This window comes from Paenarthrobacter sp. NPDC056912, assembly GCF_042786555.1.
Lineage (GTDB): Bacteria > Actinomycetota > Actinomycetes > Actinomycetales > Micrococcaceae > Arthrobacter.
The window spans coordinates 271,136-292,424 of record NZ_JBHUCD010000001.1 but is presented as its reverse complement, the minus strand read 5'-3'; the positions used below and the strand labels follow the sequence as shown (position 1 = coordinate 292,424).

The 21,289-nt window shown below is 63.7% G+C and carries 21 protein-coding genes and 1 pseudogene; 8 read left to right on the top strand and 14 right to left on the bottom strand.

Annotated elements, in window-relative coordinates; all coding sequences use genetic code 11:
- Window positions 1-55 precede the first annotated feature (55 nt).
- Entirely contained in the window at window positions 56-1,318 is a 1,263-nt protein-coding gene (locus ACFRJ9_RS01360) for a ricin-type beta-trefoil lectin domain protein (protein WP_377663589.1), read from the bottom strand.
- 305 nt (window positions 1,319-1,623) lie between these two features.
- Between ACFRJ9_RS01360 and ACFRJ9_RS01355 the strand changes: the two are divergent.
- The 3 genes and pseudogenes from ACFRJ9_RS01355 (at window position 1,624) to ACFRJ9_RS01345 (ending at window position 5,254) form a co-directional block, all read left to right on the top strand.
- Window positions 1,624-3,508, top strand: a pseudogene (locus ACFRJ9_RS01355) (glycosyltransferase).
- Between the two features lie 47 nt (window positions 3,509-3,555).
- On the top strand, window positions 3,556-3,993 hold the full coding sequence (locus tag ACFRJ9_RS01350) for an STAS domain-containing protein (RefSeq protein WP_377663587.1): 438 nt from the start codon (window positions 3,556-3,558) through the stop codon (window positions 3,991-3,993).
- A 1-nt stretch (window position 3,994) separates the two neighbouring features.
- Window positions 3,995-5,254 carry a glycoside hydrolase family 26 protein gene (locus ACFRJ9_RS01345; protein ID WP_377663585.1) on the top strand — a complete coding sequence of 420 codons (1,260 nt, stop codon included), beginning with the start codon at window positions 3,995-3,997 and terminating at the stop codon, window positions 5,252-5,254.
- Window positions 5,255-5,269: 15 nt separating this feature from the next.
- On the opposite strand, the gene ACFRJ9_RS01340 is transcribed toward ACFRJ9_RS01345, so the two are convergent.
- Window positions 5,270-5,899, bottom strand: coding sequence for a YitT family protein (locus ACFRJ9_RS01340; RefSeq protein WP_377663583.1), 630 nt, complete (start codon window positions 5,897-5,899; stop codon window positions 5,270-5,272).
- A 61-nt stretch (window positions 5,900-5,960) separates the two neighbouring features.
- On the opposite strand from ACFRJ9_RS01340, the gene ACFRJ9_RS01335 reads away from it, so the two are divergent.
- The gene (locus ACFRJ9_RS01335) at window positions 5,961-7,415 is read left to right on the top strand and encodes a PLP-dependent aminotransferase family protein (protein WP_377663581.1); all 1,455 of its coding nucleotides are present in this window, start codon (window positions 5,961-5,963) and stop codon (window positions 7,413-7,415) included.
- Window positions 7,416-7,475: 60 nt separating this feature from the next.
- Here ACFRJ9_RS01335 and ACFRJ9_RS01330 read toward each other — a convergent pair whose 3' ends face one another.
- Entirely contained in the window at window positions 7,476-7,973 is a 498-nt protein-coding gene (locus ACFRJ9_RS01330) for a DUF4188 domain-containing protein (protein ID WP_377663579.1), read from the bottom strand.
- Between the two features lie 87 nt (window positions 7,974-8,060).
- Here ACFRJ9_RS01330 and ACFRJ9_RS01325 point away from each other — a divergent pair, with 87 nt between their 5' ends.
- The gene (locus tag ACFRJ9_RS01325) at window positions 8,061-8,636 is read left to right on the top strand and encodes a TetR-like C-terminal domain-containing protein (RefSeq protein ID WP_377663577.1); all 576 of its coding nucleotides are present in this window, start codon (window positions 8,061-8,063) and stop codon (window positions 8,634-8,636) included.
- 78 nt (window positions 8,637-8,714) lie between these two features.
- Here ACFRJ9_RS01325 and ACFRJ9_RS01320 read toward each other — a convergent pair whose 3' ends face one another.
- Window positions 8,715-9,407 carry an SRPBCC domain-containing protein gene (locus ACFRJ9_RS01320; protein WP_377663575.1) on the bottom strand — a complete coding sequence of 231 codons (693 nt, stop codon included), beginning with the start codon at window positions 9,405-9,407 and terminating at the stop codon, window positions 8,715-8,717.
- Window positions 9,400-10,035: an ArsR/SmtB family transcription factor gene (locus tag ACFRJ9_RS01315; protein WP_377663573.1), complete on the bottom strand. Its 636-nt coding sequence runs from the start codon at window positions 10,033-10,035 to the stop codon at window positions 9,400-9,402. The genes ACFRJ9_RS01320 and ACFRJ9_RS01315 overlap by 8 nt, the downstream gene beginning before the upstream one ends.
- Before the next feature lie 151 nt (window positions 10,036-10,186).
- On the opposite strand from ACFRJ9_RS01315, the gene ACFRJ9_RS01310 reads away from it, so the two are divergent.
- Window positions 10,187-11,116, top strand: coding sequence for a pseudouridine synthase (locus ACFRJ9_RS01310; RefSeq protein WP_377663859.1), 930 nt, complete (start codon window positions 10,187-10,189; stop codon window positions 11,114-11,116).
- Between the two features lie 33 nt (window positions 11,117-11,149).
- A complete protein-coding gene (locus tag ACFRJ9_RS01305) occupies window positions 11,150-11,809 on the top strand; it encodes a hypothetical protein (protein WP_377663571.1) in 660 nt (219 codons plus the stop codon).
- Between the two features lie 18 nt (window positions 11,810-11,827).
- Here the strand turns inward: ACFRJ9_RS01305 and ACFRJ9_RS01300 are convergent, their stop codons facing one another.
- Complete coding sequence (locus ACFRJ9_RS01300) at window positions 11,828-12,367, bottom strand: O-acetyl-ADP-ribose deacetylase (protein ID WP_377663857.1); 540 nt, start codon at window positions 12,365-12,367, stop codon at window positions 11,828-11,830.
- Between the two features lie 53 nt (window positions 12,368-12,420).
- Between ACFRJ9_RS01300 and ACFRJ9_RS01295 the strand changes: the two genes are divergently transcribed.
- Window positions 12,421-13,053 (top strand): DedA family protein, encoded by a 633-nt coding sequence (locus ACFRJ9_RS01295; protein ID WP_377663569.1) that lies wholly within the window; start codon window positions 12,421-12,423, stop codon window positions 13,051-13,053.
- 9 nt (window positions 13,054-13,062) lie between these two features.
- Here ACFRJ9_RS01295 and ACFRJ9_RS01290 read toward each other — a convergent pair whose 3' ends face one another.
- From ACFRJ9_RS01290 to ACFRJ9_RS01255, 8 genes are all read right to left on the bottom strand, one after another.
- Window positions 13,063-13,368 carry a hypothetical protein gene (locus tag ACFRJ9_RS01290; protein ID WP_377663567.1) on the bottom strand — a complete coding sequence of 102 codons (306 nt, stop codon included), beginning with the start codon at window positions 13,366-13,368 and terminating at the stop codon, window positions 13,063-13,065.
- A 121-nt stretch (window positions 13,369-13,489) separates the two neighbouring features.
- The gene (locus tag ACFRJ9_RS01285) at window positions 13,490-14,233 is read right to left on the bottom strand and encodes an IS3 family transposase (protein WP_377663855.1); all 744 of its coding nucleotides are present in this window, start codon (window positions 14,231-14,233) and stop codon (window positions 13,490-13,492) included.
- Between the two features lie 39 nt (window positions 14,234-14,272).
- A complete protein-coding gene (locus tag ACFRJ9_RS01280; protein WP_377663565.1) occupies window positions 14,273-14,575 on the bottom strand; it encodes a transposase in 303 nt (100 codons plus the stop codon).
- Between the two features lie 121 nt (window positions 14,576-14,696).
- A complete protein-coding gene (gene ppc, locus ACFRJ9_RS01275) occupies window positions 14,697-17,495 on the bottom strand; it encodes a phosphoenolpyruvate carboxylase (RefSeq protein WP_377663563.1) in 2,799 nt (932 codons plus the stop codon).
- Between the two features lie 118 nt (window positions 17,496-17,613).
- Window positions 17,614-17,934: a hypothetical protein gene (locus ACFRJ9_RS01270; protein ID WP_377663561.1), complete on the bottom strand. Its 321-nt coding sequence runs from the start codon at window positions 17,932-17,934 to the stop codon at window positions 17,614-17,616.
- A gap of 41 nt (window positions 17,935-17,975) precedes the next feature.
- Complete coding sequence (locus ACFRJ9_RS01265) at window positions 17,976-19,100, bottom strand: hypothetical protein (RefSeq protein WP_377663559.1); 1,125 nt, start codon at window positions 19,098-19,100, stop codon at window positions 17,976-17,978.
- Window positions 19,097-20,371 (bottom strand): glycosyltransferase, encoded by a 1,275-nt coding sequence (locus ACFRJ9_RS01260; RefSeq protein ID WP_377663557.1) that lies wholly within the window; start codon window positions 20,369-20,371, stop codon window positions 19,097-19,099. The genes ACFRJ9_RS01265 and ACFRJ9_RS01260 overlap by 4 nt, the downstream gene beginning before the upstream one ends.
- Entirely contained in the window at window positions 20,368-21,288 is a 921-nt protein-coding gene (locus ACFRJ9_RS01255; RefSeq protein WP_377663555.1) for an ATP-grasp domain-containing protein, read from the bottom strand. Before ACFRJ9_RS01255 ends, ACFRJ9_RS01260 begins: the two co-directional genes overlap by 4 nt.
- Window position 21,289: the final 1 nt, after the last annotated feature.

Sequence of the window (21,289 nt, the reverse complement as noted above, 5' to 3'; positions counted from 1 at the left end):
CGCCCCAGCAATAGTCGCCGGCCCCGCAGAACTGCGCACCGCCGTCGGACGTTTTTTACACCATCCGCCACCACTTTTGGTTGGTGGACCCAGCGCAATCCCATAGCTGCAATCTGGCTCCGTTAGAGGAATTCCAGTCGGCCACGTCCACACATTTGTTCGCCTGCGGGTTCACCAAATCTCCGGCGGAGTTCAGCACGAACTGCTGCGCGGCGTTACCGTTGCAGGCGGCCAGCTGGACGCGGGCACCGTTACTGGTGGAACCCCAGGCCACCTCCATGCACTTACCCAGCGACCGCACCGTGCCGTTGGAGGCGAAAGTCCATTGCTCTGAGGCTGCAGTGTCGCAGTCCCACAGCTGCAGTTGGGCGCCGTCGGTTGCCTGGCGTCCAGCAACATCGATGCACTTGCCCGCGTATCCCTGGATCCGCTTCCCCGGCGCGGGCGCAGGGGTGGACGGAGCGGCAGCGAGCTCGTACACCCGGACGTAGTCAACCATGAGGGACTGCGGAAGGGTCGTGCCCGAATCCGGCGCTCCTGGCCAGTAACCGCCCACGGCGAGGTTCAGCAGCATGAAGAAGTTGTGGTCGAACACCCATGGCCCGGGTGTGTTGGCTTTGGTTTTCTGTGAGTACGGGATCCCGTCGAGGTACCAGGTGATGGAATCCGGCGCCCAGTCCACCGTGAACGTGTGAAAAGCGTCGCCCAACGCCCGTCCTTGAGGCAAGGTGTAACTGGCATTGGCTGCGTTGGCACCGGAGTAGCCGGGACCGTGGAGGCTTCCCCACACCGTCCCGGGTTCCTTGCCGATGTTTTCCATGACGTCGAGCTCGCCGCTGTTGGGCCAGCCGTCGGTGAACACGTTGTCGCCCAACATCCAGAACGCGGGCCACATTCCTTGTCCTTTGGGCAGTTTGAGTCGGGTTTCGAACCGGCCCTGGGTCCGGCTGAACTTCCCGGCCGTCAACAGGCGCGCGGAGGTGTACTGGCACGGTCCGTAGTGGCAGAAGTAGCCACCGGGGTTTTCCCGCCGCGCAGTGATGGCCAGGTCTCCTTGGCCATCGGCGGCGGCGTTGCTCGTGCTAGCCGTGTAGTACTGAAGCTCGCCGTTGCCCCACCCCGATCCCCCGGTGTCGTGGACCCATTTGGTGGAGTCCGGCGCTGTCCCGGCGGAGTCGTTGAACTCATCGCTCCATACCAAGCGTCCAGGGGCCGGCATGCTGGCCGCTGCCAACGCCGGTGGTTCAGGAGCGATGAGTGTCGCCGTAATGGTCAGCCCGACGATGACCATCACCAAAGGCATGAGTCTTCGCTTCATGGTTGCCACTCTGACCGCCTTTTCGCCAAGCACGCAAGGCTTTTCCAAGCGACACGCAAAACGTCACTCCGAGGAAATAATCCACGCGAAATTACTTATCAAGTCCGTAACGGCGACGAAATGTGGCCGGGAGAAAGTGGGATAAGGAACAGGTAAATTCCGTTCGCAACTGAATTCCCTTCCTCTGAGCATCGACGATGCATGCTCCAGGCGCGTCAGCCGTGTCCTCCCAACTTTCGCCATCAGGGCGTCTGGACAGGCTGCCGTGCCTTTGCCTTTTCCCCAGCAGTTACCGGAGGCTAAACATGGGCATTCATAGGCAGATATTGGTAAGGATCCTTGCGGTCCTGGTGGTTTCTTTTGGCTTGATCTACATCAGTTGGCGCTGGTCGGGCACCGTTGCATGGGACGCATGGTGGATCTCGCTGCCCCTCGTGGCGGCGGAGACCTACAGCCTGGGCGAATCGGCGCTGTATGCGGTCACCATGTGGAATGCACGACGACGGCCGCCTCCCCCGCCTGCCCTGCCGGGCAGGACCGTGGATGTTTTCATCGCCACCTACAATGAACCACTCGAGCTCGTCCTCAAGACGGCCATCGCAGCCAGGGACATGGACTACCCGCACAAGACATGGATCCTGGACGACGGCGACCGCAGCGAGTTCGCGAGCGCAGCCCGGCAGATCGGCGTCGGATACATTACGCGCGGTCCCGAGTGGGACGGCCGGCAGCGGTTCGCCAAGGCAGGCAACGTCAACAACGCCTTGTCCGTGACCACCGGCGAGTTCGTGGCCATTCTGGATGCGGACCAAGTTCCGGAACCCCGGTTCCTGGACCGCGTCCTTGGCTACTTTGATGCCGGTGAAGTGGCGTTCGTCCAGACCCCGCAGCATTTCTGGAATGTTCCGGACCGCGATCCCTTGGGCAGCCAGGCGGAGCTGTTCTACGGACCCATCCAGCAGGGCAAGGACGGGTGGGATGCAGCGTTTTTCTGCGGTTCCAATGCCGTCCTGCGCAGGGAGGCTCTCATGGCGCTGGGCCTGACGCGCTACACCCGGACCGCCACCGAGCACACCTGGAGTGCACTGCGCAGGGGTCGCTCGCGGTTGCAGGACCTTCTTGGCGAACTGGGCAGGCGGCATCCGGCAGCCATGCCCGTAGTGGAGCAGGCACTGGAAGCGATCACCCGCGCGGAACAACAAGTCCGCCGGGGCGACGTCCTGGCAGAGATCACGTTCGAGCTCCGCGTCTCCTTCCACGCTGCGGCATTGGGGGTTCCCGATGCCATGGACGATGCAGCGCCGGAACTCGATGCCGTGCTGGAATCGGTGGACGTGGCGCATACCGACCAAGCCCTGGCCATCCACCCGATGGACACCACCACCATCACCGAAGACATGGCGACAGCCATGCATCTTCACGCCATGGGATGGGGAAGCGTCTACCACCACGAGGTGCTGGTCCACGGAGGACGTATCCACCATGTTGTCCCAGCGCCATCGCTGGGCTGCCGGCACCATGCAGGTGTTTTTCAACGACAATCCGTTGTTCCTTCGCGGGCTTACCTTGGCACAGCGCCTCATGTACCTGGGGACCATGACCAGTTACCTCAACGGCTTCGCGGCCCTGAGCTACATCGCGGCGCCGGTGGTTTTCCTGGTGGCGGGCACTTACCCCCTCACAGCGAGCCCGGTGGTGTTTTTCTGCTTGTTCCTGCCGTTCTTCATTTCCTGCCAGTTGCTCTTCCAAGTGGCGGGCAACGGGTCCAAGGGTCTCTGGCGCGGTCAACAGTGGTCTTTCGCGCTCTTTCCCACGTGGATCGCGGCAACCTGTTCAGGCGCAGCGGCCGTCTTCCTTGGCAGGCACCTGACGTTCTCGGTGACTGCCAAGAGCAGACAGGCAACGGGACGCGGTTTCCAGCACGTCCGGCTCCAAATAGTGGCCATGGCTGTCCTGGTTGTGTCGTCAGGTATCGGGATAGCCCGGGTGGCCACCGGCGAAGCTCCGCTGTACCCCACGCTCATCACGCTCGCTTGGGTGGCCTTGGATCTGGCCCTCCTGAGTGTGGTGATCGGCGCGGCACGGTACCGGGGCCCAGGAGAAGGACAGAATGACCCCATGCCCGCACCTGGTGAACTCGCCTCTCTGCTACGTGCACCTTCCATCCCACCGCCTCACATCAGGCGCTGAACCATTCACTCAAACGCCGTTCCATCCCCCAGCAAGGAGCGACCATCATGTCCACACTTTCCCGTGTCTCAAACACTCAGACCACCGCACTGGCATCCTTCGATCTGACCCTCACTGGCCCTTTGGACGCCGTGACCGTTCTCGCCATTCGACATGATTCTGCAAAGGCCGCAACGGATGGGCCCATCCTGGTCCTGCTGGACATCACTGCGGTGACGTCCGTGGGCGCTTCCGGCGTCGTGGGCCTCCTTGAGGTGCTCCACCTGCTCCGCGCACGCGGCGGAGACCTGCGCCTTTTCGGCAGTTCAACGGCCTTGGACGACACCGGGCTTCAAGCCCATTTGGGACAGGTGGCCCGCATCTACGGCACCCGTGAAGAAGCCGTCGACGGCGGCCATTCGGTGAAGCGGGCACGGCACCTTGCGCCGAGGTTCGGTTGGCTCAACGCCGTCGTGCGGCGAAATCGCACCTTCGGTTGGGGCTGACATGGCCCGGACCACGCTGACGCCACCGCGGCCGCCCCGGCAGAAGCCAACTCCTCCCACGTTCGCCGGACACCCGGGGCGCAAACGGAGGCGCGCAAGCCTGATCGTTCCGTTGCTGGTGACAGCGCTGGCGGCAACCGGCCTGGGATTCGCTTCCAAGGAAGTGGTCCCTGTGGTCCAGGCTTTGTCGTTATGCAGGCCGGCGGATGCCTCGTCCATCATCCCCAAGGATGGAGTGCTCCTGGGCGTGAACCTGGACTGGGATTCGGAGACTTTGGCCGAACACCGCGCCAACCTCGGCCATGATCCCGCAGTGGTGGTCCAGTTCTCGGACATCCCGTACGACGACGAGACGTGGTCGCACACCACCAACGCCGTCACCCAGGTCCGGGCAACGGGCGGTGCGTTGCTCCTGACGCTCGAGCCGCACGGAGGGCTGGCGACCATGAGCGATGAGGTGATCGCCAAGTTGGCCACCGACTTACGGGCCATCAACGATCAGGGGACGCCCGTCGTCGTGCGTTTTGCGCATGAGATGAACGGCTCCTGGTACTCGTGGGGCCAACAGCCAATCCGCTATGTGGAGGTGTTCCGCAAGGTGGCAGCGGCCGTTCATTCCCAGGCGCCCGGGACATCCATGATGTGGGCGCCGAACTACGGGGGCGGGTATCCGTTCACTGGTGGCCAGTACGCGGCCCGTCCGGGCACTCCGGACTTCGCTGCCCTGGACACCGACCACGACGGCACGCTCACCATGGCCGACGACACCTACGCGCCCTACTATCCCGGGGATGACGCTGTGGACTGGGTGGGAGTTTCCTTGTATCACTGGGGCAACCAGCGGCCATGGGGCAACAACGACATTGCCGAGCCGGGCAAATTCCTGGCCATGCTCACCGGCACCTACAGCGGCACCGCGGGCGACGACGCCTCCGTTCCCGACTTCTATAAGGTGTACGGCGTGGACCACAGCAAGCCGGTGGGCATTCCGGAGACCGCCGCCATCTTCACGCCGGCACGCGGCGGTGCCTCCGAGCTGGACGTCAAGCAGGCCTGGTGGCGGCAGGTCTTCTCCGCCGAAACCCACCAAAAGTATCCGCAGTTGAAGATGATCAACTGGTTCGAGTGGAAGAAGTACGAGATCGAAATCAACGACGACGTCGACTGGCGGAGCGCTGGATCGCCCGCCATCCGCGACGCCCTGGCTCAGGACCTGCCGGACTGGTTGCGCTACGGCGAGGACCTGGAGGCGTGCCGCTAGGCGTGCAGTATGACTTCAGGCAGCAGGCGCGGCCTCCACGGCTTCCGTGGGGGCCGTTGCCTTTGCCTGTTCCGGCACCATGAACTTGGGCAGCAGGATCTGCACGATCGGCCCGATGGCCAGGGCGTACACCACGGTGCCCACGCCCACGGAGCCGCCCAGCAACCAACCCACAGCCAGGACAACCACTTCGATCCCGGTACGAACCAGCCGCACTGACCAACCAGTGCGGCGGACAAGGCCCGTCATGAGGCCATCCCGGGCCCCTGGGCCCAGGCGTGCACCGATGTAGCAGGCCGAGGCGATGCCGTTGAGGATCACGGCGCCGGCCAACATGGCGATCTGTCCGCCGAGGTGGGAGAACTCCGGGATGAGCCAGAGGCCGAGGTCAGCGAACAAGCCCACCAGTACGGCATTGGCAATGGTTCCAATGCCTGGCATTTGCCGCAGCGGGATCCACAGGAGGAGAACCAGGAAGCTGACCGCGATCACCACAACGCCGATGCTGAATCCGGTCTTTTGGGACACACCCTGGTGGAACACATCCCAGGGGTCCAAGCCAAGGCCGGCTCGGATGAACATGGCCAGGGAGATGCCGTACATCGCGAGGCCGATCAGGAGTTGGGTGATTCTGCGGGTCATCATGAAGTACATCATCCAAGAGAACTGGCCTTGTATTCCATAGCCAGTTTGGAATACTGGTCTTATGTCCGGCTCACTGAATCCCACCGCCCTCGCCCGTCTCCTCGGCTCATGGGACACCGGCGCCCTGCCCGCTTACCGCGAGCTGGCCGACGTCGTGCGTTTGCTGGTGATGGATGGGCGCATCCCGCTGGACGTCGCCCTGCCCAGCGAGCGGGCGCTCGCCCAGACACTTGGCCTCAGCCGGACTACCGTCACCGCGGCCTACGCGAGCTTGCGCGAGCAGGGCTTCCTCACCGCCGGCCAAGGCAGCCGGGGCCGGACGTGCATCCCCCATCGCAGCGTGCCTGTGAGCGCACCAGGGCTCGCAGTCCCGGCGGGGCTCCTGGACCTGGCGTACGCATCGTTGTCTGCCGCCGGCGAAGTGGTGCACCGGGCGTTTGCGGATGCACTCACCGAGCTGCCGGCGCTCCTGCCGGGATTCGGGTACGACGCCGTCGGTTTCCCCGCCTTGCGGGAGGCCATCGCGGACAAGTACACCGCCGAAGGTGTGCCCACCACGCCGCGCCAGATCCTGGTCACTTCCGGAGCCCAGCACGCGCTCAACATCGTGCTCCGCACGCTTGCTGGGAAACAAGACCGGGTCCTCGTGGAACACCCGACGTACCCGAATGCGCTGGACGCGATCCGCGCGTCCGGTTGCCGTCCATTGCCGGTTGCGCTGCCGCCGAGCACGTCACCGGCATGGGACATCGAGGCCATGGTGGCCACCATGAATCATCAACGGCCTGCCATGGCCTACCTCGTACCCGACTTCCACAACCCCACGGGGCGCATCATGTCCGATCTGCAGCGGCGGCGCTTGGTGCGGGCGGCGGCTTCCTCCGGCACCGTGCTGGTGGTGGATGAGACGCTCCGCGGGTTGAACCTCGACGGCGTCCGTACCGCGCCGATGTCGGCGTTCGGTTCCGCGGTGGTTTCGATCGGATCGCTGAGCAAGTCGCACTGGGCAGGGCTGCGGACCGGGTGGATCAGGGCAGACGAGGCCCTGATTGCCCGCTTTGTTGCCACCCGGACCGTCATGGATCTGGGTGGTCCTGTGGTTGAGCAACTAGCAGCGGCCCGGCTCGTCAGATCCTTCGCCGAGCCACTGGACGCCCGGCTTGAGGAGCTCCGGCACAACCGGGAATCGCTGCTGGGGCTGCTTGCTGAACACCTGCCGGAGTGGGAGGTGGAGCGGCCGCGGGGCGGGCTCACGGTGTGGTGCCGTTTGCCGAGTCCATGCAGCACTGCGCTGACGGTGCTCGCACCGGACTTCGGAGTGCGATTGGCGGCCGGTCCGCGGTTCGGTGTTGGCGGAGCCTTTGAACACTACATGCGCGTTCCGTACACCTTGCCGCCCGCGCAGTTGGAGATCGCCGTCCGTTCGCTCCGCGCCGCCCAGGACAAGCTCGACGCCTCTCCCCAACTCCGCCGAACCCTCAAATCGACCCGGCCAGCCGCCGTCGCGGTCGCCTAACAACCCAACTGGCTGGCATTAGTGGTTGTTCTGAGCGCTGAGAACAACCACTATTGCCAGCTACTTGGCAGACTCGCGCACTGTGGAACCCATGCGCTGCTTCGCAGTGTTGCTCCCGGGCCCGACGGGAACGTGCGAGGTTGCCTTGGCCAGCCCAAAGCGCGGCATCCCGTTGTAAACCACCTCAATGCCCGACGCCGGCACCTGGTACGTCTCGTGCCACACTCCAATGTCCCCGCTGCCGGCGATCTCCTTCATGAATTTCCGCCAGGGCGCCAGGTGCGGGGAGTCCCTGTCGGCGGCAAAGCGCCGCAGATGCTCGGGGCTTTCCCAGTAGCTGAGCAGGATGGTGGTGCGCCCGAACCACTGCTCGCTGGCGAGCAATCCTGCCTCGGGATTGGTGGCGAGGTGCCGCATCATGGCGGGCATTGCCGATGCGACCCGGCCCACCTTGCCCAGCTTCCACCACCGGTTGGCCCGCATCCCGATGAGGAAGACAGTCACTGTTTCGCGCCCGACATCCGCTGTGAAGCGTCCCGGGAAGATCTCCTGTGCCATGTGATTCCTTGGGTTGTGGAACCGCGAAGTTCCGGCTCCTAGTTTCGTAACAACGTTATGAAACAATGTTATGAAATACTTGGAAGCATGGCAAGACCCATCGTTCATGACCACCTGGTCCAGCAACGGCTACTGGCGGTCACCGCGGAACTCGTGGACCGCGAAGGCCCCGCCCGCGTCACCCTCCGGGATGTCGCCGCGGCCGCAGATACCTCCACCACCGCGATCTACTCGCTCTTCGGCGGGAAAGCGCAACTGCTGACGGCCGCCGTCGACGACGGTTTCCGCTCCTTCGGCGAGTCGCAGCGCAACGCCGCCGCGGACGGACTCCTGGGACTGGGCCGGGCGTACCGCGTCTGGGCACTGGAACACCCGGCCCTGTACCGGCTCATGTTCGGCGGCGCTTTGGCAGCCTATGTCGATTGCAGCCCGACGCCGGAGGTCGCCTCGGACTCCATGCGTCCCCTGGTGGAGGCGGTCACCGCAGCGCAGGCGGCGGGGAGTCTCCGGACTGAAAACCCCGCAGTGGTGGCGATGGCCATCTGGGGCCAGGTCCACGGGCTCGTTGCCCTGGAATTGGCCCAGATGAACGAGCCCGGGACCGATTGGCCCGGCATCTACGAAGCTGCGTTGCAAGGAGTGGCACGCGCCTGGGCCCCATAAGCGGAAACTGACTGGCATTAGTGGTTGTTCTCGGCGCTGAAAACAACCACAAATGCCAGCCAGTTGGGCAAGAAGGCCCTACGCGTACACCTTCTCCAGGAACCCGCCCCACGCCTTGGCCGTGAGCTCCGAGTCGCCGGAGCCGCTGAACTCGTGGACCGTCATGCCCACAGGAGCGCCGAACACATTCCGGCCGAAGAAGCGGTACATGGTGTCTGACGTCCGGAGGCCAAGGAAGTTCTCGTTCGAGAAGTCCACTTCGCCACTGAGCCGGCCCACGCCGTCGACGTCTACTTCGAAAGGCGAACCAGCGGCAATGCCGTCCACGCCCAAGGCCTGCTTCAGCTGCACGAATCCGTCGGGTGTTTGCGAAGAAGCCGGCGACTGGATGTCCGTGAACACCACCGGCATGCCGTCGAAGTACTGCAGGTACTGGCCCAGCGTGTGCAGGTAGAACTCCGTGTGATTGCTGGCGCCGTCGTACTGCTCGTCCCAGTTGTCGGCGAAGATCCCACTGTGGACGTAATGCAGCTTGGCGCGGCCGCCCTCCGCAGGTTCCAGGACGTGTTCCAGCTGGTTGAACCAACCGTCCGGTCCGTCCATCCGGGACACCAGGTGGTTCGGGTATTCCTGGACAGTTTTCACGTCCGGCCACTGATCGGTGGGGAACATCCAGGCCGGCGTGCCCTCAGTGACCGCCTCCCACACCCGCTCAGGGGTGCCGGGCAGTTCAGCGTCCGCCACGATTTCGAATTTCCGGTTGTCAGTCATTGCTTTGATCCTTTTCTGCTGTGACTTCAGTTGAAGGTGTCTTAAGTGCCGGATGAAGTACGACGACGAGCCTGTGCTTGCGTGCGCCGCTCGCCTGCGCGGCAGCTCCGCCGTCGTGGTACTTATCCACGAGCTGCGTCACCGCTACGCCGAGCTCTTCTGCGAACGCTGCCCGTTCGGCGGCTGTGCGGAAGTTGATTTCGCCGTCGATGGCGAAGCTCGCCAGTTTCTTGTTGGCTGCGGCCGCACCGGAGATGAGCTTGCCCATTTCCTGTACGGTGCGGGAGGCCAGGGCCAGGAGCCAGAAGGCTGAGAACCTGTCCGCGAAACGCCGCGGATCCGGCGCCACCGACGCCAAGGCGACGGGTGAGATCAGGTACGAGGCCGCGGTCGCACGGAGAACGCGTTCGGTGACGTTCCCCTTACGGCGCTCCTCCACAAGCTCCACCAAGCCATGGCGTTCGAGCGCCTTCAGGTGGTAGTTGACCTTCTGGCGGGGCAGGCCCACCTTGGCAGCCAACTGCGTGGCCGAGGCGGGCTCGGCAAGTTCCTGGAGGATGCGGGTGCGGATGGGGTCCAACGACGCTTCCGCCGCGGCCGGATCCTCAATCACTTCGATGTCCAACATGCTTCAAGTATGGTTACCGACAACTTTTATTGTCAAGAACTTTTTTATCGTCGGTGACGCTTTGTGCTGCGAGGCCTGCTCTGCGCGCACTGAGCGTGAATTCGGGCGCAGAGCGGGCCCCGCAACGCAGCCACAGTAGAATTGATCGGTGATGCAATCCCCCCTCCCCGTGCGCGACGGCGTAAACGCGACCCGCCTGCGCCTGCCGGACGAGGGCCCGTGGACCACCGCGATGGACTACATGATGCACCGCTGGGGACACATCGACCCCCAGGGCATCGAGGACCGTTTCGACGCCGGAGAGATCGTGGGCGAAGGCGGAGTGCCGCTTGATCGCAGCACAAGGCTCGAGGACCACACCTTCATCTGGTACTACCGCACGCTCCCACCGGAGACGCGGCTACCCGTCGAAATCAACATCCTGCATCAGGACGAGCACATCCTCGTGGTGGACAAACCCCACTTCCTCCCCACCACGCCGGGCGGCACCTACATCCAGGAATCCGCGCTGGTCCGGCTGCGGAACCTGCTCAATCTCCCGGACCTCATCCCCATGCACCGCCTGGACCGCATGACCGCCGGACTGCTGCTGCTCTCCACCAACCCGGAGACGCGCGGCAAGTACCAGGTGCTCTTCGAGAAACGCCAGGTCCAGAAGGAATACGAGTGCGTGTCCGCCGCGACACCCGCCGCAGGCTTTCCCGCCGTCGAGTTCCCTGCAGTGGTCCGCAACCGCATGACCAAGTCCCGCAGCTACCTGCTGGCCGAGGTCATCCACGGCGAACCGAACGCGGAAACGCGCATCGAACAGACAAAAACGTTCGACGCCGGAACGCACCAGTGCGCGCTGTACCGGCTCGAGCCGCACACCGGAAAGACACACCAGCTCCGGGTGCACATGGCCTCGCTCGGGCTGGGAATCGTCAACGACGCCTTTTATCCGGACCTGTTGGACAAAGCCCCGGACGACTACGGCAAGCCGCTCCAATTGCTTGCCCGCGGCATCACGTTCGTGGACCCCATCAGCAAGGAACGAGTGGAGTACCGCAGCCGGTTGAAGCTGAGCGAAGCCCGGGACTAGCATGGTTCTGCTGGGCAGAATCCGGGAGTTCCCATGGAGCAACTCAATGAAATGAGCGGCGACAAGACCGCATCGGCCTTCGCCTATGCTGCCGCCGCGGTCGGGGTTGCCGGAGTCCTGACCCTCGGCGCCATGTACGCCATTGAAGTGCCCAAAGGCGGACCCTTCGTTTTCGGCACAATCAACGACGCCACCGGCGCAGTGTTCAACGCACTGGCCATCCCAGTGATCCTCCAAGTCCACAGGCGACTTCCACAGGCGCCGTGGACCGGACCGCTGAAGTGGGTCACGGTGGCGGCCTGCGCAGCGGGAGCTACGAGTTCTGCGCTGCTGGTGTTCAAGGTCCTGGCCTTCGAGCCTTCAACGGCAGTGTCAATCGCGGCGATCATCACCCAGGGCGTCTGGTTCCTGGTGGCGCACAACAAGCTTCTAGGCGTCGACGGCTACCCGCATGGACTGGCAAAGCTCGGCCGCTTCATCGGTGCAGCACTGGTGGTCGGACTGCCCGTTGCGGGCCTGGGATTTCTCCTGCCCGGCCCGGAATGGCTCCGCTACGCGATCATGGGCGTGGGCTTCGTGGCAGGGGCGTCATCGTGGGCTGCGTGGCCGTACTGGTACTACAAAGCGGGAAGGTTCCTGAGTCACAATCACGCGGTTGAGGCTCCGGGCCGCTCCTCGCCGGAACCAGCCTGAGCTGTTCGCCGTCAGGTGTCAGGCGTCAAACACGGCTCGGAAGACCGCCGTCGTCTCATCCGAGAACAGCACGAACTCCACCACCTCCAGCGCGCCGCCTGAATCGCCACCTCCGGAAGACGACGACGTCAACGAACGCACGGCGTCGAACGCTACTTCGGCAACTTGCCGGGCATCCCAGCCGTACACCCCGGCGCTGATCGCCGGAAAAGAGACGGACCGGGCGCCCAATCCGGCAGCCACGAGCAGGCTTTCGCGGAAGCACGACGCCAACAACGCCGGATCCCTCTGCCCCGCGCGCCGGTTCGGCCCCACCGTGTGGATGACCCAGCGCGCGGGCAGCCTGAATCCGGGAGTTGCGACGGCGGCACCCACTGGCAGCCCGCCCGGCAGCTCAGTGCGGCGCAACGTCCGGCAGGCTTCAAGAAGTTCCGGACCGGCCGCCCTGTGGATGGCTCCGTCCACTCCTCCTCCACCAAGCAGAGACGAGTTGGCGGCGTTGACGATCGCGTCCGTGCCGCGCGTGGTGATATCGCCCTGCATGATGTCGATCCGCATGGCGACAGTCTCCGCCGGAGCGGCGGCAGCGGCAAGTACGGTACCTTGTGCCAATGGACATCACCGCCCCTGAGACATGGGGATCCGCAATTTACCTGTGGATCGTACCCATCGTGGTGGGCGATGCCATCTTCCCGCCGATCCCTTCGGAATTGGTGGTCATCACCGGCGGAGCGCTTGCTGCGGACGGCCACGCCAACTTCTGGCTCCTGCTGTTCCTGGCGGCCTTCGCTTCCTGGCTTGGGGACATGGCCGTGTTCATGCTGTTCAAGAGGCGCATCAGCCACGTCCTGGACCGCTGGTCATGGGGCCGTCGCGTCCACCGCGGAATCCACGAGGCCATCGCGAAGGCCGGACGATCGTCAACCTACGGCGCCATCATCGGCGCACGTTTCGTCCCCGGCGGCCGGCTGGCAACGTCATCGGCTGCCGGAATCGCCAACGTCTCCGTTCGCGGTTTCAGTCTCTGCGCAGCCTTGGGCGGAGTGCTGTGGGCCGTCTGGCAAGTGGGTCTGGGATACTTCACGGGCTCCACCACCAAACTGCCGTTCTGGGCCAGTTCGCTCATCGGAGTGGGCCTCGGCCTGGTCATCGGCGTCGTGGTGGGATTGATCGTTACTCGACGCCGCGGCAGCAGGTCACCGGTTGATGAACCGTACGACGGCGACGTCCCCCAGCCCGAGTAGCGCAGGTCCCTAGACCGGCGCCCATCGCCCGCGGCTGCGGCGCAGCACGTAGAGGCTCCCGGTCAGGGCAACACGTTCGACGGCGTCACGCATCATGGCGGCCGACGTCCGGGCTTCGTCGTTCTCACCTGAGTAATCGCGGTCGTTCACCGTGAAGCGCAGGCTGAGCTGCGGCACGCCGCCCACAATATCCAGCTGGTTGGCTTCCACGTGGTTGCGGGTCTCCAAGGCCTCGACAGCGGCGGCCATCACAGATTCGGGAGCATTGCCCGGTTTGAGGCCAGTGATCTTCAACTTGGTCTGGAACGACGGCATTCCACTACCCTAACGCCCTCCCACATCCCTACACCTTCCAACCAGCGCTCTCTCCCATCCCACACCCATGGGCGCAATCTGCGCTCGTCAAGTTTTTGAGACAGGTTTTCGTTGTTGTTGGTTAGGCGGCCTGGGGTTGCTTGGTCTGGGTTTTGTAGAGGGTGTGGGCAGTGAGTGGTGGTGTGCCGCCGGCCCGGCGGTTGGGTCGGCGGCGGTTGTACCAGCCTTCGATATATGTCATGACGCCGGTCCGGGCTGCGAGCCGGGAACTGCAGCGTTGATGGTGGTAGTACTCGGTTTTGAGGTGGGAGAAGAAGTTCTCTGCGACCGCGTTGTCCCAGCACGCCCCGACCTTGCCCATGGACTGGGTGACACCGTTCGTGGCGCACCAGTTCTGGAATTCGTCGGAGGTGTACTGGGTGCCCCGATCGGAGTGGAAGATGACCGAGGTTCCGTCGAGGTGGCCGTGGTTCCGGGCCATCTGCAGGGCCGCGATGCACAGGCTCGCGCGCATGTGGGCGGCCATGGCCCAGCCGATGACCATGCCGGAAAACAGGTCGATGACGGTGGCCAGGTAGAGCCAGCCCTCACCGGTGCGCAGGTAGGTGATGTCACCGACCAGACGGGTCCCGGGCACTGTTGAGGTGAAGTCGCGGTTGCCCTGGGCGTCGAGCATGTGGTTTTCGATATGGGCGGTCTTGGCTTGCGGGTCCTGGACCGTGGTCGTTTTCCAGGCCTGGGTGCGCACCGCTTTCACCCCGTTCGCGCGCATGATCGCCCCGACGGTCGGGGCTGAGACCTTCACGCCCTTCTCGTTAAGCATCAAGGTCAGCTGGTCCCGCCCGGCAGAGCCACACCACCGAATGGTTGGCCTTCTCCGCTTCGATGAACTCGTAGAAGTCCTCTACTTTTGCTTCGCGGCAAAGAAGGCGCTGACTTTTCCCAGGAACTCGACCTCGGCCTTCAACCTCTCGTTCTCGGCCAGCGCCCGCTGATGCTCCTCCCACGCGACCGGCCCACGCTCTTGAACCCGGACCGGCACGGGTCCGCCGGCACGCTCACGGGCCCGCGCGAGCCAGTTCCCCAGCGTGCTTTCCTTGACCCCGATCTCCTCAGCGACTTGCTTCACCGACCGATCAGTGGACAAAACCAGCCGCACAGCTTCCTCACGGAACGCGGCATCATAATTTCTTCTGGGTGTGCTCATCCGAAACGAATCTCCCATCAAGCTGTCTCAGAAAACCATACGGCCGCAATGGGCGCAATCCCTCTCTCACCGAAGGAGAGAGGGATCGCCAAACGCCCCTCGGGATGTGGGAGAGCGTCTGCTAGCCGGTGTTACGCAGGCCGGCAGCTACACCATTGACCGTGATGAGCATTGCCCGCTGGAGCCGTTCGTCGATCTCGGCTCCGGAAACCGACTCCTCCCGCACGCGGCGAAGGAGTTCCACCTGCAGGTAACTGATCGGGTCCAGGTACTGGTCACGGATTTCCAGCGAGCGCTTCAGCGTGGGCTGCGCGTCGAGGAGCTCGATCTCGCCAGTGAGGCGCTCGATCTCGGCCACGGTCAGTTCGTATTCGTCGCGGATCATATGGAACAGCCGGTGAAGTTCCTTCGGGACCAGCGACGATACGTAGTGGCCGGCAATTTCCATGTCCGTCTTGGCCAGCGTCATCTCCACGTTGGAAATGACCGAGCGGAAGAAATGCCAGCGGTCCATCATTTCCAACAGCTGGTCCGTGTTGCCTGCCTCGCGAGCGGCCTTCAGGCCTGAACCCACGCCGAACCAGCCCGGAACGATCTGACGGGACTGGGTCCATCCGAACACCCACGGGATGGCACGCAAGCCACCAAGTCCCGCACCCGAGTCCGGTCGCTTGGAAGGGCGCGAGCCGATGTTCAGGGACCCCAGCTGCTCCACGGGCGTGGACGCCAGGAAGTAGGCCGGCAATTCGGGATCATCGATCAGGGCACGGTACCGGGCGAACGCCGAGTCGGAAATAGTTTCCATGACGTTCGCGTAGCGTTCGCGCTCGTCGTCCGAGGTGCGCGGAGTGCGGTGCAAGGCCGAGCCCTGCATCACGGCGGCCAAGGACAGCTCAAGGTTTTCGCGGGCAAGCTCCGGAAGGGAGTACTTGTCCGAGATCACTTCGCCCTGCTCCGTGAACTTGATTTCGCCTTCCAGAACGCCGTTCGGCTGGGCCATGATGGCGTCGTACGTGGGTCCGCCGCCTCGGCCCACGGAACCACCGCGGCCGTGGAACAAGCGAACGCGGACTCCGTGCTTCGCGGCCACGTCGCGCAGCTTTCGCTGGGTCTTGTGGATTTCCCACTGGCTGGTCATCACGCCGGATTCCTTGTTCGAATCCGAGTAGCCCAGCATGACTTCCTGGACATCGCCGCGGAGCCTGACGAGTTCCCGGTAGGAAGGATCGGACAGCAACTGGTCCACGATCTCCGCGGAGGCGCGCAGCTCTTCCACCGTCTCAAGCAGCGGAGCGAAGCCGATCTTGGCATGCGGCTTGCCCCCGAAGAGGTCGATCAAGCCGGCTTCGCGGGCCAGTACAGCCGCGGCCAGAACATCATCGGCGCCGCGGGTCATGGAGATGATGTACGTTTCCACAACATCCGGACCGTAGGTGTGGAGGGCCTGACGGATGCTCCGGAAGACGTCGTAGGTACCGTCGGCGGTGCCCTCGAGCTTGATCGGGTGACCCGAAAGCGGGCGGTGGGAAGCCAGCTCCGCACCCAGGAATTCGAAGCGCTGCTGGCGGGTCAGGTCACCGTAAGGCTTCTCGGTGCCGAGCCTGTCCACGAGCTGCCCCACAGCGTCGTGGTGGTAGTCGGCGTGCTCACGGATGTCGAGCGTTGCCAGGTGCAATCCGAAAGCGGCGATGGCGCGGCGGACGCGGGCCAACGCGCCGTCTGCCACCAGTGCCGCCGAGTGGTTTCGCAGTGAGTCCTCAAGCAACCCGAACTCCGCCAGGAGCTCGGATGTCGTGGCGTAGTCACGGCCAGGCTGGTGGTACGTGGAACCGGAAACGCGACGGCCCGTGTTGATGAGCTTGGCCTTGATGCAGGTCAGCTTCAGGCGGTAGGGCTCCTGTGCATTGAGTTCGAGGATGCGCTTGTCCAAGCCCGGGAGGTTCTTGAGGTCCTCGGTGATGGAGTCCAGCAGTTCCTTGTCAGCTCCGAAAAGTGCCGTGGAGTTGGAGAGCACGGAGATCAGTTCGTCGATCAAGGCAATGCTGATGCGCACCGCATTCTGGTTCTGCAGCTGCAGGATTTCGCGGGTCACGGCAGCGGTGACATTCGGGTTGCCGTCCCGGTCGCCACCGATCCACGAACCAAAACGAATCGGCGCAGCGCTGGCCGGCAAAGCTACGCCGTGCTCGGCCAGGAGCTCGGAAAGGTCGGTCAGCATTTCCGGCATGGCGTCCGTCAGGATGCTGTTCAAGTAGTAGATCGCGTTGCGGGCCTCGTCCACGGGAGTCGGACGCACCTGGCGAAGCTCATCCGTCTGCCACATCTGGTCGATGATTTCCGAGAGTTGGCGGTCTTGGCGGCGCCGGGCCGAGGTCCCTTCGCCGGTGGGTTCAGCCAGAACATCAGAAAGCTTGCGGATCTTGTCCAGCACGGATCGACGCGACGCCTCTGTGGGGTGGGCCGTGAAAATGGGCCGAACATCAAGTTCGTTGATGACGTCCTGCAAAACCTCCGGACCGGCCTGCCCGGCGATCTCGGAGACGGCCTTGGCCAACCAGCCATCCTTTTCCTGCCGGGTACGGAGTCCACGCACGCGATGCACCTGCTCGGCTGCGTTGCTGAGGTGGAAGTAGAACGCGAAGGCACGAACCAAATCCGTCGCCTGGTCCAGTGGCAGGGAGGCGAGCAACTCGCGGACCTGCGCAACGACGTCGTGCGCGCTCCAAGGGCCCGTTGCGTCAGCGCCGCCCCGGGCGGCTTCCTTTGATTCCTTGGTCAGCAGGCGTACCTGCTCCACGAGCTGGAGGAGTTCCGGGCCGTGCTGGCGTACCAAGGATTCGCCGAGGAGGGTGGAAACCCGACGTACGTCCGCACGCAGTTCGGCAGCGAGATCGGCGTCTTGATGGGCAGTGTGAACCATAGATACATACCTTCGGGATCTGGTTTTGGCTCGTACACTGCGCTGGATACTGTGAGCCGGATTACTAGTGTTTCCTACGGGATCTTACCCGCACCGAAGTCAACGCATTGAATGCGTCTCAGATTTTGGCGTCACCTTTTTCGGCTTTGCCCGTATGACCCGGCAGGATCACCCTTCCGCTGAACAGCCCATCGGCCGCCGTGCCGGGACCAGCGGACAGCCTCTCGTGCCTGCGCTGCCGCATCTCTTCGATGGCTGCAGCCGCTTCCACTCTGGTGGGCGCTCCGGTGGCCGGCTCAATCATGGACAAGACGCTTCCCAGTGTGCCTGTGGCGCCCTTCGCTGGAATGCCTCGCTGAACCAAGCGCGTGCCCGCCCACAGTGAACCAAAGATCAGCGCAACACTGACTACTACGGCAACCACAGCATCGATCCCCATGCGTTCAGGCTACGCCTTACATGAGGCCCAGCCCATCCCCGCTACCCGGCCCAAGCCCTCCTGAGGACCTCCCAGTACCGGCCGTCCATGAGGCTGGCGGGTGTCACGGACACCGACTGAGCCCCGCCCAAGGCCGCCTCCTGCAAGGCGCTTCCGAGTTGCTCCGGCGATATCCGCCCACCATCGGACCACAGCCCCAGCGACACCGACATGCGCGGGCCGGCGCGCCGCTCCAGTGCCTCAACCAGTTCTTCTGTTTGCGGTGAACTTTCATCGTTGAGTCCCACGTACTGCCAGACATGCAGCCGATCTAGTTGCTTGAGCAGGAGATCATAGTCCTGCCCGCTGTCTGCCCGGTCTGCTGACGCTGAGGCCCGCGGCGAGCGCACATCCATCTCCAACTTGACGCCATAACGCTCGACGGCGGACCCCACTTTGCGGACGATGTCAGCCATCGCTTCGCTGCGCCAAGTGCTGATGCGTGCGTCTGACTCGTCGATGGACTGGTCGTCCTTCCGGGGCCAGTCGCCGGCACCGGTGGTCGCCTTGAAATCTTCGAAGTCGTCGCTGCCGAAGCTGAAATCGTCGAACATCAATTCAGTGAAGTTGATCGCCGTAGGCCTGTACTTCTTGGCAACGGCCACAGCGAAGGCAGCCAGGCGGATGCCGGCCTTGCCGTGACGGAGGGACGACACACTCGCAAACGATTCAGAGGCTTCACCGGCCGTATTTCGTCCTGCAAGGGACGGGTCATCCTGCAAAGCACGGTCCAGCAGGACATCGATGGTGAGGACAACATCGCGTTCCTTGCCGTTTTCATCGACCTTGAGTGCTGAAATCGACTCCCGCACGAAGTCCCGTCCAGTGCGTGAGACTTCGCTGGATGCCGCCTGGGGCTGGTCGGGCCACGGGAAAGCCGTCCAATCCGTACGTCCCACGGAGATCGACACAGCCGTGGCCTCCACTGAATTCAACCGCTCCGCGAGTCCCGGAAGGTAGGAGGGGTCGCTGTTGACTACGTCCTCAAAACCAAGGTTGACCATACGGTCCGCGGGACGCCGCTGTTCTGCCGAGCACGAGCTGAGGCCCGCGCAGGCCGCTGCGAGGAGGACCGACGCCAACACTGCGGTTGTCAGTGTGCCCACGAACGCTGGACGACGCTTCATGCCCGGGCCTCGCTGCGGGGTAAGACATCGGCGGTGACGGAGATGACCCCGGTCCGTTGCAGCTTGTTCCAGCGGGCAGGGCTGCCGCGGACTTCCTTGACGATTGCGCTGGCCAGAGCCAAGCCAACGAAGACCGAATAGAAGGGCCACAACGGTAGCGTCCACAGGAACCGCAGATCCCGCCACGAACGATTAAGGCCAACGGAGAAGACAACCAGCGTTAGGGACACGAAGAGTCCCAGCCAGCCGAGAATGGCAAAAACTTCACCAGGCACAGGCCCTGAACCGGCGATGTACAGGAAAGGCAAAACCGCCAAAATCGCAAGTTGCAACACAGGGATCACCACCATGGTGACGGCGTTGAACACCAGGAACATGCCAAACAGACCGTACCGGTGCCTCCCGAGCATCCCCACATGCATCCGGAGCGTCTGAATCAAACCTCGCGACCACCGCACCCGCTGCCGCCACAAGCCCCCCATCGTCGAGGGCGACTCGGCATAGACCAGGGCGTTGGGCTGGAACCGGACACGGTACCCCGCCTTGTAGACACGCCATGTCAACTCAAGATCTTCGCCGAGGGTGTCCTCGTGGAACCCGCCCACTTGGCGAACCAAATCGCTGCGAAAGGCACCAATGTTTCCCGAAACTATGGGCAGGCAGTGCAAAAGGGACAAGGCCCTGCGAACCAGCCCCGTCCCAACGTGGCTCAGGACAGCGAGCATCATGGTCTGAATACGATTCAGGTTGACTGGCCGGTCGTCGCCGCACACCGCTCCCACCTTCGCATGGTCGAAACCTTCAAGCATGTGCATCAGGGTGTCTGGCGCAAAGATTCCATCGGCGTCGACGAACATCAGGACGTCGCCTTGGGCCGCAGAAATGCCGCGGTTCAAGGCGGCACCCTTCCCCGCGTTTTCCTGCGACAGAAAGCGCACCCGGTCGTACTGTTCCGCCAGGCCTGCCATGATGCTCGCGGTCGCATCTGTAGAGCCGTCGTCAACCAGAATGACTTCCATGCGCAGGTATCGGCTGGCCAGGATCGACTCGACGCATTTGGTGATCACTACGGCCTCGTTGTAGCCCGGAACGATCACGGACACCAGGGGCCGCTCGCTCAGGACGGAGTAGCGATGCCTGGCCGGGTTGGGCCGGTAGAGGCGGTTGAAATACAACGCCAGCGGAACGTAGACGATCTTGACCATTCCGAAACCGAGGATGACCAGGCCACCAACCTGGACGAACGCCACAGCCACCTCCAATAACGTCAAATAGTCCTCCCCAGCACTTGGCCTGGAACATGGCGGCGGAGGAGGCCTTCCAGAAGCTCCGGGGCGTAGGCGCTGTTCGCGCCAAACCTTGCATTGACCTCCAGGACCACCGGCGTTCCGTCCGGCAGGCGCCGGATATCGATATCTATTGGCCCGGTCAAGCCCAGCGCGGCCGCGGCCGCCCCAGCCACGTGGGCAACATCGGCTGCGGCCGACAGTTCCATTCTCCTGACGGAGATGGCGTTGCCGACGCGCCCGTCCTTAAGTTCCGTTTTCTCCAGCACCACCACAAGGTTGTGTTCCTCGGACTCCGTGGCATGGCGGAGAACCACGGGCGCATACTCCGTTCCCGGCGCGAAGCGTTGCACGATCCAGGAATCATCCAAGGATGACCAGATGCGCGCCGCGTTCCGGCCACCATCCGCTGCCCTTTCTAGAATCCGGACCCCGCGTCCACCGCGCGAAACCCTTGGCTTGACCACAAGCGTTCCGCCAAAGCGGGCCATGGCCTCGTTGACCGAACTGAAATCCCCGGGCAACCCGAAACCAGGCACAGCGACGCCGGCATTGGAAAGGCATTTCATGGTGAAGTATTTGTCGTTGGCGATGCGAACCGGAGCCGGATCAGCGATCAGGACTTCGACGCCAGGGGCAAAGCAATCCCGGGCTTCGGACAGCAGCACGAGCTCGTCGCTGACAGTGGGCACCACAAGTTCGATGCCGTTCGCGGCCACGAGTCCTCGCAGTTCCCACAAGTAGCCAGGCGAATTTGAAGGCGACACCACTGTCACTGCATCCGCTGCCGACCCATGGACCGGCTGCATGTCGACGCCCAGAACCCAGTGTCCTTGATCCATCAATTGGCGGGCCAAGGAGAGGCCGGCCGGCCCTCCGACGCCCGTTACGAGTACCCTCACT